Raw genomic sequence first — 15,036 nt, forward strand, 5'->3', positions numbered from 1 at the left:
CAAGAAATAGGTTGCTTGAATAACAACGAAAGGTTATTTGGGTGATAGCCGCACTTCCAGTTTCAGCTACTCGGATGACAAGAAAGAGGGCACTGGCATGCTGAACCATAATGTTCGTACAGCTGTGCAAGAATCAGTGGGTATGACTTGCTAAATTTTTAAATTACGGACAGCACCAAGTAACGCACAAGTACAGCGTCTATACCAGTTACTGTTGTACCTTATTTCTTTCTTCACAATACATTTTACCTGATAAGAATAGAGCTACTATAAGATAAATAAGATTCCATGTTGCTAACGAAACACCAAAAATATAATGAGGTCTGTCACAAGACGGAGAGTAGTTAGGGTTTAATAGATTATTTCTTAGCTCTTCTATGCTAACGTTACCACTTGCTTGCTCTGTACAGCCTAAAACATCATGAAATAAGTGGAGTTCAAGACCTACATGATAAAAAGATATTATTGCACCAATGAGATAGCTGCAAAACATCGCATAGATTAGGATTTTGTTGTCTTTGAACATATACGCAACTGCAAGTAGCCCTGTAACATAGTAAACTACTCGCTCGTATATACATAACTTACACGGTATCATATTGAAAAAATACTCTAGCACATATGCAAAAATTAAAGCGACAGCGCTTGATAAGAGAAAAATTATAGAACTGTTATTTACATCTGACATAGTTAATGAATTACTACAATATCTGTGAAGAGTCAACTCTTGTTTGACAACGTTTCATGTAACGATAGAACACTAAGTACTATGTTACTACTTTTACACCTCTATACATATGCTCGCCATTGTATATTGGTTCAGTAATCAGCCCTTTCATATCAGTTGCAACTCTAGTATCACTATCTATTTTTGCAATTTCTTCTTTGGTATACAATTCATCCTTGTTTTTCGTCCAGCTATTGTCATATTGAATATCAACTTCTCCTCCATTGGTTTTAAACCCAAATGTTTCTTGCATAAGCAATCTTGCTTCTTCCAAACGTCTATTGTAACGTTTGTTAGAATCTTGATAGCTAGATATAAGAAGAAGAACGTCATTAGAAAGAGTGAAATATACTATCTCTTCCATAATTTTGTAAATCTCATGTTCTGATAACTTAAACAAAGGATAATCTTTTTGAAACTTATTCTTTACTTCATTGTAAATTTCCATAATTTTTACTCTACCAGCATCGCTTAGAGCAATGATAGCATTTTCAATACTTGCTATACCATCATAGTCATAACCTTTTCTGTCATTTTCAGCAACCAAAAAGCCATGCACAGCCTGAATCTCACCAACTTTCTTATCTTCTTTAGGTAAGATATCAAAATCAAAATAGATCATAGGAGACTTCAGTGCTAACAACATAAATATACGCATACTGTCTATCTCAACATCAAAAGATAATCTTTTACTTTCTGGAATAGAGTATAGATCTTTGAAATATTGAGATACATTGTATAAAGGACATTTAGATAGTTCTGTTTTCTTATTTGGTTGTAAGTGAAAGCTGAATTCATACTCTCCTAAATCCAGCTCATTAAAATCTATAAGTTCTATATTTTTGTTTGGGTTAAATTTTCTGTTTGATATTTTATTCTCCAACTCTTTGCGTTGCTCAGGAGTAAAACCAGATCCATTTATTACTAATTTCACTACACGCGTATCTTCCCTTTTTGCCCAATTGCTCAATCTTTCCAAATATTTTTCTGGAATCGGGTATCCATATCTTTTTGGAAGCCACTGAAATACTAAAGGTGTATCAACCGTGAAAGTATGTGGAGATCCAGGCCTTAAATCTTGTCCTTTATAATTCATAGCAAAAGTACTAAATAAGTTAATACTTTACTATATAATATTAATTTATCAACTACTTATTTAAGTAATATTATTTACTTATTAATAATATTACTAAGATAAAAAAGTATATTATTAGTAAAACAAGATTATCTACTTTACATAGGGGTTTTTATTCTTTTTCAAAAGCAATCTAACTGGTACACCTTCAACAAAGAAGTTTTTTCTAAGACCATTAGTCAAATAACGTTTATAACTCTCATCAACACTTTCCGGGACGTTGCATACCAAAGAAAAAGCTGGAGGTTTGGTGCCAATTTGAGCAATATACTTCATTTTAATTGCTCTACCTTTTATAAGTGGGTGAGAATGTTTTTCCACGGCATCTATTAGCCAATTATTCAGTTTTGCAGTGCTGATCTTCTTGTTTAAGGATTCACTCACTTCAAGACACTTATCTATCACATCACCACAGCGCATACCTTTCAATGCAGAAATTGTTACAGTTGGCACTTCCAAAAATAACCGAGTCACTTCCTGTTGTTTGACAAATTTTATTAACTTACTTCTGTCATCCTTACCTATTAAATCCCACTTATTTAAAACAATGATAATTCCCTTCCCCCCTTTAATTGCAGCTTCAGCAATTGATAAATCCTGCTGCTCAATGCCAAGCAAGGAATCTAACATTAAAATCACTACATGAGAGCGCTTTATTGACTCTATACTTTTTTCAACAAATCTTGATTCTAAGTTATCAACAACATTTGCCTTTCTGCGGATTCCCGCAGTGTCGATGAGAGTGATTAATTTCCCATTATGGTCGTATGAAATATCCACAGAGTCACGCGTGGTACCGGGTTCTGAGCTTACTATTAGTCTATTTTCTGCAAGTAAACTGTTTAAAAAAGTTGATTTTCCAACGTTTGGGCGACCGATGATTGCAATCCTCAGTCTAATGGACTCACTTTCAGGCAGCTCAGTGCCTTCGCTAAGACCTTCAATAACACTAGCTAATGCATCATAAAGATCAATCATACCAAGATTATGTTCGGCTGAGATGTAGACCGGACCTATGAAGTTGAAGAACTGCAAATAATCAACGTTTTCCGATTTATGACTTTCGCATTTGTTTGCTATTAGTATTACAGGTTTGTTCGTTTTTCTCTTCAGCCACTTTGCAAACTCTTTGTTCTGCTCATTTTGCACTCTTGCATCAACAAGAAAAAAAATTACATCTGCGCTTAATAAAGAAAGCTCTATTTGTTCAATAACTTGTAGTGAAAAACTGGTTTGTTCATTCCATCCTCCTGTATCTATAACTTTAAACTCTAAATCACTAATTCTTCCAATTCCTTCACGCCTATCTCTCGTTACTCCTGGAATGTCACTAACCACCGCTGCTTTTCTTCTCACCAACCTATTAAAAAGAGTTGACTTGCCTGCATTTGGAAGGCCTATTATGACTATTTTCAGCATAGTTTAAGAGCGTATTTTATAAATAGTAAATTATAATCAAAATTTTTTAATTTAACTATTGACTTGATAGATTATATACCCATCCTAAAATTAGGATATTTTATCTTAAGTTTATTATGTAAAATTGGAGGATGGTTATGTTCGTGTCCGAGCAAGTACAAAGTTTAGAATTAGAACAACAAAAGTTACACGAGAGTGTATTAAAAAAAAATTCACAAAGATTTGGGGAAAAGTTTACACCAACCTTAGCAATACATGAGCATGTTGATGAAAAGATGGCAGACGACATCTTTGCTGAGTTGCGTAAGATATATACAGTGGAGTTTGAATATAACATAGCATCAGATAAACCTATAACTGTGGCTGTAGAAAACATGGCAGAGGGGTTTTTAAAATCTATAAAAGATTCGAAGCAAAAAAAGATCATGTTTAGCGCACCAGTTTATGTAAGCAGAGGAGATGGATCAATACTAGATTTCATGATAAAGAAGCTTCACCATCTCAAAAATAATGACGCAAACATTAATGAGGACGGCAAACGTAAACTAGAGACTGTTTTATCAGAAGTGCATGATCTAGCCTCAAAAGGTAATTATGTAAGCAAAGAGTTTATGAAATTCTTACCAGAAAATGTATTGAAAAAACGTGAAGACTACTTATCAAATCTAAAGAAGATTGTAAGCGAAAGTATTGATCATGGTGAAAAAGACAGAGTTATAGTAGAAAAAGATAATGTATTTTACTGTGTAAAATACTCAGAAAAAAGTATTGTAAATCCTGCAAAACTTTTGAACAACTCAGAATTTCAAAATTTAGAAGGAATATTAAAGGTTGGTGAAGGTAACACAATAAAAATACGAAACGGACAGTATCATGATGTAAAAGGCAAAATAAAAATGACCTTTAAAGTAGGTGATGAAAAGCTTGAAATGATTTTATTCTCTGAAAAAGCTGAGGTTTTTGGCAGTATAATGGTACATATGGATGATAAAAGCTGTGAAATCTTCTCAAAGCATTGTGAAGAGCTAGAAAAAGAGCCTCGTATAAGCAAGGTCATCAAAGCTGCCAAAAGCTTTGTGCAAACAAAAAGCAATGCGCCTTCTTCTACTCTAGACGATACTAATGCATCTCAGCATTCTCAGGAAGTTCTAACAGTAAACTGATAGATAAAGCATGTACACTGTTTAACAGTGTACAATCGCTTAGCGTTAAAAATGCTAGACTATAAATCTGTTTGTGACAGTTGCAGTGAATGCGTGTAGTTTCATCAATTTCGTTAGATCTTAAGAAGGTGTTTATGTTAAAATAGACACTGCAAAAAAGTAATGTATAATTAATGAAAAATTACTTTCCTTGATATGCAAGACTTTCAAATACTAGAAACTAAAACATTAGAAGCCGAAAAAGGAGGAGGTCCTGATAGAGTTAACAAGCAACATGAAAAAGGAAAGCTAACCGCTAGAGAAAGGCTGAGTATATTGCTCGATGAAAATTCATTTCAAGAGTATGATAAGTTTGTGAAACATCACGCAACTGATTTTGGCATGCAAAATGCTAATTTCCTAGGTGATGGAGTTGTAATTGGCCATGGTACTATTTATGGCAGAAAAGTTTTTGTTTATTCTCAGGATTTCACTGTCTTTGGTGGATCGCTTGGCGCATTACATGCAAAAAAAATATGCAAAATTATGGATATGGCAATTAATGCCAGGATTCCAATTATCGGACTAAATGACTCTGGTGGAGCCAGAATTCAGGAGGGAGTAAATTCCCTTGCTGGTTACGGAGAAATTTTTCAAAGAAATGTAAATGCATCCGGAGTTATACCACAAATCTCTCTAATCATGGGCCCATGTGCTGGCGGTGCAGTTTACTCTCCAGCGCTAACCGATTTTATTTTCATGGTAAAAAATAGCTCATACATGTTTATAACCGGACCAGATGTAGTGAAAAAAGTTACCTATGAAGATGTAAGCCACGAAGATCTTGGTGGAGCAAAAATTCATACAAGCAAAACAGGAGTAGCAGATTTTGCGTTCAATAACGATGTTGAAATGCTGCTGAGAATCCGTGAATTCCTTACCTTTTTACCAGTAAATAATCAAGAGTCAACGAAATCTGTACCAATCTGCAACTTAATTGATGATGTTGATGAATCTTTGAACACTCTAGTTCCTACCAATCCTAACACTCCTTATGATATGTATGAACTCATTGAAAAGGTGTGTGATGAAAGGAAATTTTTTGAACTAAAGCCCGATTTTGCTCGTAACATCATAATTGGCTTTGGCAGAATTGGAGGAAATACTATTGGTGTTGTTGCAAATCAACCTATGCACCTTGCAGGATGCTTAGATATTGACTCTTCAAGAAAAGCTGCGAGGTTTGTAAGATTTTGTGACGCATTTAACATTCCCATCATCACACTTATTGATGTTCCAGGGTTTTTACCTGGCACGAATCAAGAATACAATAATATAATACAACACGGAGCGAAACTGCTTTACGCTTACGCTGAAGCGACCGTGCCGAAAATTAGCCTTATCACTAGAAAAGCGTATGGTGGTGCATATATTGTTATGAACTCAAAGCATTTAAAAGGTGATATAAATTATGCTTGGCCAACCGCTGAGATAGCTGTAATGGGCCCTGAAAGTGCAGTTGAAATTATATTTAGGCATGAAAAAGACCAGCAAACATTAATCAAAGAATATAAAGAGAAATTTGCTAATCCATTTTTTGCTGCATCACATGGATACATTGATGACATTATAGTGCCAAGTAAAACAAGGCATCACTTTCACAAAGCACTAGAGCTGCTTAAAAACAAGAAAGTAGAAAGGATATGGAAGAAGCATGATAATCTTCCTTTGTAACTTTCCTCTCAGTCTTTATTGTAAGGTCTACAGTGCCGTTACACCAAGTTGGATTACCAATAACGCTAACTTTTGGGTTCTTTTTTCTACAATATATTCTTACCTTAGCTAAAAATTACTTCCGCATATTTTAAGTCTGATTATAATGACAATTAGAGATACTTTTAGAGCTCAAAAATTTATCTTTGTCTGCAGACTTTTTTATTAAACTCATAAAAAAGTGTAGCGTATCCTCTTCAGCGTATGTGGGTGCATACACACATACTTAATTTCTGTCGTATGTGCACTGCATTTTTTTCTAATCTTTTTTTTTTCACAGGGGGATTTTATGTTCAGAATTCCAGATACTTGACCTTTACTTTAGCTAATAAAAACCAACTGGTACCTGCGGTTTTTACAGTCTCAAAATTTTTATCAAAATTCAACTATCATTCAAAGAAACTTATAGTTATTCTTAGTGTTATTACTGTAGTAACAGCGCTATTGATAAGAATATAGAAAACCTCTATAACCTTGTTCTTTTAACTTTGTAGTTGATTTTAAGTAAAGATACTCATCAGTAATTGTGAAAAAGACTTCAAGTGAGAGTATATAAGTAAGATACTAACTACTAACAAAGATATACAAAAGTTGTCTTTGTATTATGGGAAGGGCTATACTTATCCAATAAGTTGTTTTTCCTGTCTTTTAAGACTAATATCCCATCTTCTTTCGCTAACTTAAAATCTATATCCTGCTTCCAGTGCGATAAATCTATAACTACATTTTCTACCATTTATTGCTCCTACCTTAAACCTTATTAATTACTTTACGTCTACAATAACATGAATATAATTCAGTGTGCCGTTACCAAGATTCGAACTTGGGACCTCGTCATTACCAATGACGTACTCTACCACCTGAGCTACAACGGCAAGTTCACGTATTATGATAATGAATAACATGAAAAAAAATAAGGAAAAAGAAGAAGAGAGAAAAAGATTGGCAAAAGCTTTAAAGCAAAATATTCTAAAAAGAAAAAAACAGCAACAGAGTAGACAAAGCAGACCCCTTTCAAAATTTGTTTGTGGTGAGGAATTTTTAGGAGAAAGCGCCGCAGAATACCCAAACATATTTGAGGAAGCTTTAACGACAAAATTACCATCAGAAACTTAAGTTTTTAAGGAGGTATCATGCCGGAGCTGCCAGAAGTGGAAGTCATCTCTAACTTCTTATTTGATAAAATCAAAAATAAGAAAATAAGCAATGTGACAGTCAATAATTGTAATTTGCGTGTACCAATAACAAAAAATATTGATGATTTGCTAAAGGGCAAAGTTATAAATGATATCAAGCGTAGAGGTAAATATATAATCTCGAATATAGATGCTAGTATGGCTGTAATCATACACCTCGGCATGAGCGGAAAGCTTATATATGCTGAAGACAATCAAGCACAGAACAAACATGATCATGTGATATTCTTATTTTCTGACAACACTTCACTAATCTTTAATGACCCAAGAAGGTTTGGATTAGTGATTGTTTTAAACAGAGAGCAAGAACTAAATTTTTTTAATAACCTAGGAATAGAACCCCTCACAGATGAATTTGACGGACATTATTTACAGAAGTTGCTAAAGAACAGAAAAGCAAATATCAAATCAGTATTAATGAATAATAAGCTAATAGTTGGCGTAGGTAACATATATGCTTCTGAGAGCTTATTTAGAGCTCGCATATCACCACTTAGGCTAGCGCAAGATTTAACATATATAGAGTGCGAAAAACTTGCTATCGAAATAAAAAATACTCTGAGTGATGCAATTGCTGCTGGTGGTTCAACACTGAAAGATTATGCACAACCATCTGGATCTGCTGGATACTTTCAAAATAACTTTTACGTATATGGTAAAGTGCAAAAACCTTGCAGAATCTGCAACAATATCATAACACTTATACGACAAAATGGTCGTAGCACTTATTTTTGCAATGCATGTCAGAATTAAATTTTATTTTTGCATATGACACTCTTACCTGAAAAAGATCCTTTTGATTTGTTTTCAAAGTGGTATCAAGAAGTACTTAATTTTCCGTGTAAAGAGTCAACTGCAATGACGCTAGCAACGTGTAGCAAAGACTGCGTTCCATCTGCAAGAGTGGTATTACTAAAGGAATATAGTAAGGAAGGTTTTGTGTTCTTTACTAACGTAAACAGTAGAAAAGGAAAAGAATTGACTGAGAACCCCAAAGCTGCACTCGTATTTCATTGGACAGAATTTTCTAGACAAGTACGAATTGAAGGAGAAGTTAGGCTTCTAAGCGGCAAAAAGGCTGACGAATATTTCTCTTCTCGAGCACGCGATAGTCAAATTAGCGCGTGGTGCTCAAAACAATCAAGAGTTCTGAAAAATTGGCAAGATTTTGAGCAGGCTATAGAATTGAAAGAGAAAGAATTTCACAATACACAAGTTTCTCGTCCTGACTTTTGGGTGGGATTTTGCGTAATCCCAAAGGTAATTGAATTTTGGCAAGAAGGTGAATATAGGAGACACACTAGATTTAGATATACTCTTGTTGAGAAAAGCAATTGGAAAGTGGAACAATTATATCCCTAACGTTAGAGAAAGCTACTCTGCAGATCAAAGATAAGGATTTATTGTCATAACAGGACCTGATCAAGTAACTTTTTATGGTTTAAAAACTTGTTGTATGTAACGTATTGTAATACTTACGCAAAATATTTTAGTGCATTCTCAAATATGAGCATTCCATCACCATATTTTGGCATAGCCACTCCTGAACGTTTACATTTTTCTTTTTCAAGAGGCCAGTTGTCCTGCTGAGTAAAAAATATTCCTCTCTCTGGGTGAGGCATTAAAGCTAAAACTCTACCACTTTTGTCTGACAAAGCTGCCAGGTCGTATATAGATCCGTTTGGATTGTAAGGAAATTGTAAATTTGCATAGTCACCATTTTCATCAACGTAACGCAGTGCAACGGAATTATTTTCAATCAATTGATTCAAAGTATCTTGATCCATAAAAAATTTGCCTTCCCCATGAGCAATAGGGAGATATAGTTCACTCAGGCCCCGTAGCCAAACAGAATTACTCTGCGGATTAACTCTCACTCTAATCCAACGACATTGGTAATTACCTATATCATTAGAGGTTAAAGCTAGATTAGAGAATTCTGGAACTAACTTTACTAATATCTGGCAACCATTACATATCCCTATAATAAGCTTATCCTGAGATAAGAAATTTTGAAATTCGTCTAACAAGTTGTTTTTTATACGCAAAGCAAATGCATTGCCAGCACCAGTGTCATCACCGTAAGAAAAACCTCCTGGAATTGCAAGTATATTACTTGATTTTAGTTCATCTGAATTACTTATAACTTCATTAATGTGAACGATTTTTACTTCAATATTATTAATACCAAGCTTTCTGCTGCATTCCATAAATGCAAATGCAGTTTCTTTTTCACAATTCAAGCCATAACCAGATAAAATAATAATTTTCATGAATCAAAAAACTCAAACTTTCTTTTTACAAAATTTGCTATTAAATTCAAAGCAAATAGCATTAACAATAAAGCTATAATTGCAATGGCAGCAAGCTCAATAAATGCAATTTCAGGACTACTTGACCATATGTATATTTGTACAGGTAAAACAGTTGCCGGATCGAAGAAGGATGTAGGTGTATCAGCAATAAATGCTACCATGCCTATCATAAGTAAAGGGGAAGATTCGCCTAAAATCCTTGCAATTGCAAGCACTGCACCATGTATTATCCTTGGTAACGCAATCGGTAAAGAGTGATCCAATATCACCTTGATGTGAGGTGCACCTAGCGCAAACGCTGCATCTTTTATTGCAATAGGAACGTTTGTAAAGGCATTTTTTGTTGCAATAATAATATTAGGCAGCATCATAAATGAAAGAGTCATCCCGCCAACAAGCGGTGAAGAACGAGGTAACCCAAATATGCCCAAGTAGAGAGTCAGTCCTACCACACCAAATATTATCGAAGGCACTGCAGCAAGGTTATTCATGCTAATTTCTACAATACTGGTTATTAGCCTATTTCTAGGCATAAATTCATAAAGACAGATACCTGACATAATTCCTATTGGCAATGCCAACGCTAAGCATACTATAATTGTCATTAATGAACCGATAAATGCCCCTAAAATCCCTGCATTCTCAGGTTCACGAGAGTCAGATTTAAGGAATAAAGACTTATTAAAAAATTTTTTCACTCTCCCCTTTTCTTTTAGCCAATCAAGTAATTTAGCATAACGATCATTCAAATGTTTATCTTTATTTATTGAATTAATTATACTTGACGCGGTAAACCAGATCTCATATTCACCACTATTTTTTACTCTCTTACGAAAAAATTTCTCTAGTTCTTTGTAAGAATTACGACTTAAAATTTCGTCACCGTCTTTAAAATCAGTTCCTTCAAACACCTTACGTAAAGAATTGTTGAGTAAGCCAATGGACTTATATCGTAAATCACCAGGATTATTAGTTAAAATAAGATCAGCATTTATTTCAACTGGCAATAAAATTTTCGTTACTGTTAAAGCACTGTAAGAGTTAACTAATATACTCAACAATATACACACAGGACAGCCAAGTGAGATAACTAGTGCCGTGAAAGAACAAAAGCGTAACGCTCTGTTCTTTTTATTTTTTCTTTTTACACGAGCATGTACGCGCTTAGATTGAAGTAACTTAAGAAAGTTTTTCTTTATACTCATTTACTTTTCTTTACATGAGGATTTGAAAAAACTTTCCCCTTTTTCCAGTGCTTGACACTGAGATCTGGCAGGCTTTGCCTGCAAATAATTTTTATATTTCTCATGAAAGCACAAACCAAAAGGAGAATCTGGATCCCAGTGTCAAACATTGGGATGACACCACAGCGGGAGGCAAAGTACAGTTGTGCGTCACACATTGGGATAATAAAAGAGGGTTTTGAGATGATACAATTGACATCACTCCCTATTGTATCTACTTAGATTTTTTTTTAACATAAGTAGTACGTTCTTTGATCCTTGCAGCTTTTCCAAATAGCTTGCACAGATAATATAATTTTGCTCTACGGACCTTTCCCTTTCTCATCACTTGTACTGAAATTAATGCAGGAGAGTAAACAAAAAATTGTGATACTATACTTTCTCCATGACTTACCTTTCTAACTGAAAAAGAAGAGTGTAATCCACGATTTCTTTTTGATATACATACGCCCTCAAATATCTGTATACGCTCACTCGTACTATCAACTACCTTAAAAGTGACCTTCAAATCATCGCCAGGACAAAAAACCGGCATCTCTTTGGCTAATCTTTGTATTTGTTGTTCGTTAAATTTTTCAAGCAAGTTTGTCATTTATCATCTCCATTCAACAATTCAGGTCGACGTTCCTTTGTTCTAACGTATGACTGTTCCCTTCTCCAATCACTTATTTTTCTGTGATTGCCAGACAACAGAACCTCAGGAACTTTGTACCTACTCCACTGCTCAGGCCTAGTATATTGAGGATATTCAAGCATACCACCACTATAACTAAAACTTTCTTCAGCAACGCTATCGAAATTATTTACTACACCTGGAAGAAGCCTAATACATGCATCAAGAACCACCATCGCAGCTGGCTCACCTCCCGAAAGTATATAATCTCCAATACTTAACTCATAAGGAGTATACACATCAATTACTCTTTGGTCAACACCTTCAAATCGACCACACAATATTGTTACATGAGGAATTTCTGTTAACTCCTTTGCAATTCTCTGATTAAATTTTGTACCAGATGGAGTCATATAAATAAATCTAGTATTTTTATGAGCAGAAAGCACATTATCAACTGCATTACCAATCACATCTGGGCGCATAACCATCCCTGCTCCACCTCCATATGGAACATCATCCACAGTTGAATGTTTATCTTTAGCAAAAGAACGAATATTTACTATTTCAAGATTCCATATTTTTTTTTCCAACGCTCTTCCAGCAAGAGAATAGTTCAAAAATCCGGGGAACATTTCTGGAAATATGGTTAATATTGTAACATTGAACGCCATTAAGGTTTATTTTAAGTTATTTGGGGCTATACTCTAAGAACAGTAAATTGATATGATACATAGTTAAATTAAATATGCCACTGAATAAAACGATATACGAAGGTAAAGCCAAAGTCATTATTGAAACTGAAGACTCATCAACTGTTATACAGTACTTTAAAGATGATGTTACAGCATTCAATAAGGAAAAATATGAAATTATTGAGGGCAAAGGAATAATTAATAATCATGTTAGTGCTTTTATCATGGAAAAGCTTGAAGAAGCAGGAATTAGCACGCACTTTATAAAAGCTCTAAACGAAAGAGAACAGCTAGTCAAAAAGCTCAAGATAATACCTCTTGAGGTAGTGGTTAGAAATATTGCAGCTGGCAGCTTTTGCAAACGTTTTAATATCAAAGAAGGTGAGGCACTTACATCTCCTGTAATCGAGTTTTTTTACAAAAATGATGACCTAGCCGACCCAATGGTGAATGAAAATCACATACTATATTTTGGTTGGTTATCCCATAAAGAAATGGAAGAAGTTAAAACTACAACTTTAAAGATCAACAAAATCTTAGTCGACCTATTTTCAAATGCAAATATATATTTAGTTGATCTCAAGTTAGAATTTGGCAAATTGATAAACAACAGCACTAAAATCATTTTAGCCGATGAAATCAGCCCTGATAATTGTAGGCTATGGGATAAAAATACTCATAAAAAGCTAGACAAAGATGTTTTCCGTTTAAATCTAGGAAACTTAAAGGAAGCATACTCAGAAGTTGCAAAAAGACTGTCGGTAAAGTTAGACTAACTAAATACTACTCTATCAAGTGGAGGCTGACATGCTTCATCAAGTTTTCCAATAATCTCAATTTTTTCTCCACGCTTTTGGAAATGGCTTTCCACATCCTTCATATTATCGGGATCTACAATCAGTACTATACCTATGCCGCAATTAAATGTTTTTAACATTTCTCTCTTTTCTATTTTGCCTTCTTCTTTCAGCCATAAAAATATATCTGGCCATTTCCAAGAATTAATATTTATGTCTACAAATAAATTTCCTGAGAGAATTCTTGGAATATTGTCTATTAACCCGCCACCTGTTATATGCGCAATGCCTTTTACCTTTTGCATAATAGGCAACAAAGAATCAACATATATCTTTGTTGGCTTAAGTAATATTTCACCCCAAGATTTATTATTCCATGGAGATGAGTCGTTATAATTTATACCTAAGCTTTTGAAAATATGGCGCACCAAAGAAAATCCATTTGAGTGAATTCCATTTGATTCTAAACCAACTACACAGTCACCTGCTTTCATTATACTACAATTTGGAAGAATTTGCTTTCGATCAACAACACCAACCACAAACCCTGCAAGGTCATAGTGATTGTTACCATACATTCCAGGCATTTCTGCAGTTTCTCCACCAACTAATGCTATTTTAGATTCCTTGCATCCTTCTGCAATGCCCTGGATTACAGACAATAAAACGTTTTTGTTTAAAACGCCTGTTGCAAAGTAATCAAGGAAAAATAAAGGTGTTGCTCCTTGTGCAAGTAAATCATTTACACACATTGCAACTAAGTCTATACCTATAGTATCATGCTTATTCACCTCTTGAGCTATTAATAGTTTTGTGCCCACTCCATCAGTTGAGGAAACAAGTACTGGATGGTCGTATTTCTTACTCAGCGAAGAAAAGTCAAACAATGCGGAAAATGATCCTACTTCACTAATTACTTCTTCTCCTTTAGTCTTTTCAATAATAGGTTTAACTTTTTTTATTAGTTCATTATATAGTTTAAGGTCTATTCCAGATTTAGCATAAGTATTCATAACGCCTTCATAAATCTTATAATTATTAATACTACATTAATGCTTTGACACAAAAAGCGCAACGAAACTTTCTCTTAAATTGACTACTACGTGCCTACCAATATAGGGTTAACTTAAATCATTTATACTTTTATCCAATGAATAAAAACATAATGTTAATAACAGAATGCCTATCAGGACGAATTCTTCATGATTTTGCTAATTCTATGCAAGGAATAGTGGGTGGATTGGAAGAGCTTGAAGAAAACAATCCTAATATGCTAAAAGAAATAACATCACTACTTGAAGAAAGCTCTAATGATTTAATATATAAATATAAAGTTATGAAGCAAGCGTATTCTCGTTCATCAGATAATAGCAGCTTTGATAAGACTAAATCCAATATAGAAAATTATCTATTAAAAAAAAAGTAAAGCTTAAGTGGAAGATAAGTGAATGCCCTACAGAAGACTTAATTGAAAGAATAAATAAGATAATCTCCAATATGGTGATAACTATAGTCAGTGCAGTAGCACAAATTGAATTAGTGTCTATTTTGCTGGCTAAAACAGAAGATAAAACACTACTAACTATAAAAGTAGAAAATGAACATAGATCAATAAGCACATCATTAGTGAGCAAGTTAACAAAAAAAAATGATATTCCTTTGGACACAAAAAACATTAGTATCTATATGACTTCTTTATTGTTAGAGCATTATAACACTAAAATCAATTGTATTTGTGAAAGTAATTCACTGAATATAGGCTTAACTATAGCTTGAAATGGCTTCATATTTCATAAAAAGGAATCAATACTATAAATTTCAATCTTGGATAAGGAAAGAAAAAACTTTGTGGAGTAACCTAGACATAAAATCTGTAGTTAATTTCTTTTTGAAAGTTACAGATTGCTAAAAATACTTAAACAACTAATTTTTATAACTTTGTACCAATAAAAGGGAGTGTTAAATAAACTGTGTCAAACC

At 34.0% G+C, this 15,036-nt stretch carries 17 protein-coding genes and 1 tRNA gene; 8 read left to right on the forward strand and 10 right to left on the reverse strand.

Annotated features, from left to right (window positions below; genetic code table 11):
* Positions 1 to 208: 208 nt before the first annotated feature.
* The 3 genes from LB100_RS02360 to der all read right to left on the reverse strand — a co-directional run bounded on the left by LB100_RS02360 (position 209) and on the right by der (position 3,281).
* Positions 209 to 688 carry a disulfide bond formation protein B gene (locus tag LB100_RS02360; protein ID WP_006013300.1) on the reverse strand — a complete coding sequence of 160 codons (480 nt, stop codon included), beginning with the start codon at positions 686 to 688 and terminating at the stop codon, positions 209 to 211.
* 79 nt (positions 689 to 767) lie between these two features.
* Positions 768 to 1,823: a hypothetical protein gene (locus LB100_RS02365; protein WP_456201284.1), complete on the reverse strand. Its 1,056-nt coding sequence runs from the start codon at positions 1,821 to 1,823 to the stop codon at positions 768 to 770.
* Positions 1,824 to 1,955: 132 nt separating this feature from the next.
* The gene (der, locus tag LB100_RS02370; protein ID WP_456201285.1) at positions 1,956 to 3,281 is read right to left on the reverse strand and encodes a ribosome biogenesis GTPase Der; all 1,326 of its coding nucleotides are present in this window, start codon (positions 3,279 to 3,281) and stop codon (positions 1,956 to 1,958) included.
* Positions 3,282 to 3,424: 143 nt separating this feature from the next.
* Between der and LB100_RS02375 the strand changes: the two genes are divergently transcribed.
* A complete protein-coding gene (locus LB100_RS02375) occupies positions 3,425 to 4,444 on the forward strand; it encodes a hypothetical protein (RefSeq protein ID WP_456201286.1) in 1,020 nt (339 codons plus the stop codon).
* Between the two features lie 195 nt (positions 4,445 to 4,639).
* Positions 4,640 to 6,157 (forward strand): acyl-CoA carboxylase subunit beta, encoded by a 1,518-nt coding sequence (locus LB100_RS02380; RefSeq protein ID WP_456201288.1) that lies wholly within the window; start codon positions 4,640 to 4,642, stop codon positions 6,155 to 6,157.
* Positions 6,158 to 6,767: 610 nt separating this feature from the next.
* Here LB100_RS02380 and LB100_RS02385 read toward each other — a convergent pair.
* Positions 6,768 to 6,932 carry a hypothetical protein gene (locus LB100_RS02385; RefSeq protein ID WP_241653867.1) on the reverse strand — a complete coding sequence of 55 codons (165 nt, stop codon included), beginning with the start codon at positions 6,930 to 6,932 and terminating at the stop codon, positions 6,768 to 6,770.
* Positions 6,933 to 6,998: 66 nt separating this feature from the next.
* A tRNA-Thr gene (locus LB100_RS02390) sits at positions 6,999 to 7,071 on the reverse strand.
* A 19-nt stretch (positions 7,072 to 7,090) separates the two neighbouring features.
* On the opposite strand from LB100_RS02390, the gene LB100_RS02395 reads away from it, so the two are divergent.
* From LB100_RS02395 to pdxH, 3 genes are read left to right on the forward strand one after another with little or no spacing between them, the layout of a single operon-like run.
* Positions 7,091 to 7,312: a hypothetical protein gene (locus LB100_RS02395; protein WP_236080327.1), complete on the forward strand. Its 222-nt coding sequence runs from the start codon at positions 7,091 to 7,093 to the stop codon at positions 7,310 to 7,312.
* Between the two features lie 17 nt (positions 7,313 to 7,329).
* Positions 7,330 to 8,145 carry a bifunctional DNA-formamidopyrimidine glycosylase/DNA-(apurinic or apyrimidinic site) lyase gene (gene mutM, locus LB100_RS02400; RefSeq protein WP_029237631.1) on the forward strand — a complete coding sequence of 272 codons (816 nt, stop codon included), beginning with the start codon at positions 7,330 to 7,332 and terminating at the stop codon, positions 8,143 to 8,145.
* A gap of 15 nt (positions 8,146 to 8,160) precedes the next feature.
* On the forward strand, positions 8,161 to 8,754 hold the full coding sequence (pdxH, locus tag LB100_RS02405; RefSeq protein ID WP_456201289.1) for a pyridoxamine 5'-phosphate oxidase: 594 nt from the start codon (positions 8,161 to 8,163) through the stop codon (positions 8,752 to 8,754).
* A gap of 113 nt (positions 8,755 to 8,867) precedes the next feature.
* Here pdxH and LB100_RS02410 read toward each other — a convergent pair whose 3' ends face one another.
* The 4 genes from LB100_RS02410 to trmD all read right to left on the reverse strand — a co-directional run bounded on the left by LB100_RS02410 (position 8,868) and on the right by trmD (position 12,238).
* The gene (locus LB100_RS02410) at positions 8,868 to 9,665 is read right to left on the reverse strand and encodes a phosphoribosylformylglycinamidine synthase subunit PurQ (protein WP_456201291.1); all 798 of its coding nucleotides are present in this window, start codon (positions 9,663 to 9,665) and stop codon (positions 8,868 to 8,870) included.
* Positions 9,662 to 10,912 (reverse strand): PstA family ABC transporter permease, encoded by a 1,251-nt coding sequence (locus tag LB100_RS02415; protein WP_264330701.1) that lies wholly within the window; start codon positions 10,910 to 10,912, stop codon positions 9,662 to 9,664. The genes LB100_RS02410 and LB100_RS02415 overlap by 4 nt, the downstream gene beginning before the upstream one ends.
* 253 nt (positions 10,913 to 11,165) lie before the next feature.
* Complete coding sequence (rplS, locus tag LB100_RS02420) at positions 11,166 to 11,543, reverse strand: 50S ribosomal protein L19 (RefSeq protein ID WP_456201293.1); 378 nt, start codon at positions 11,541 to 11,543, stop codon at positions 11,166 to 11,168.
* On the reverse strand, positions 11,540 to 12,238 hold the full coding sequence (trmD, locus tag LB100_RS02425; protein WP_063630865.1) for a tRNA (guanosine(37)-N1)-methyltransferase TrmD: 699 nt from the start codon (positions 12,236 to 12,238) through the stop codon (positions 11,540 to 11,542). Before trmD ends, rplS begins: the two co-directional genes overlap by 4 nt.
* Positions 12,239 to 12,312: 74 nt before the next feature.
* On the opposite strand from trmD, the gene purC reads away from it, so the two are divergent.
* Entirely contained in the window at positions 12,313 to 13,035 is a 723-nt protein-coding gene (gene purC / locus LB100_RS02430) for a phosphoribosylaminoimidazolesuccinocarboxamide synthase (RefSeq protein WP_264719809.1), read from the forward strand.
* On the opposite strand, the gene purM is transcribed toward purC, so the two are convergent.
* Positions 13,032 to 14,069, reverse strand: a complete 1,038-nt coding sequence (gene purM / locus LB100_RS02435) for a phosphoribosylformylglycinamidine cyclo-ligase (protein WP_264719810.1) — start codon at positions 14,067 to 14,069, stop codon at positions 13,032 to 13,034. The genes purC and purM overlap by 4 nt on opposite strands.
* Positions 14,070 to 14,206: 137 nt before the next feature.
* On the opposite strand from purM, the gene LB100_RS02440 reads away from it, so the two are divergent.
* Positions 14,207 to 14,482 carry a hypothetical protein gene (locus LB100_RS02440; protein ID WP_319803431.1) on the forward strand — a complete coding sequence of 92 codons (276 nt, stop codon included), beginning with the start codon at positions 14,207 to 14,209 and terminating at the stop codon, positions 14,480 to 14,482.
* Positions 14,483 to 14,523: 41 nt separating this feature from the next.
* The gene (locus LB100_RS02445) at positions 14,524 to 14,832 is read left to right on the forward strand and encodes a histidine phosphotransferase family protein (protein ID WP_264720257.1); all 309 of its coding nucleotides are present in this window, start codon (positions 14,524 to 14,526) and stop codon (positions 14,830 to 14,832) included.
* Positions 14,833 to 15,036: the final 204 nt, after the last annotated feature.

Source organism: Wolbachia endosymbiont of Protocalliphora sialia (genome assembly GCF_053891855.1).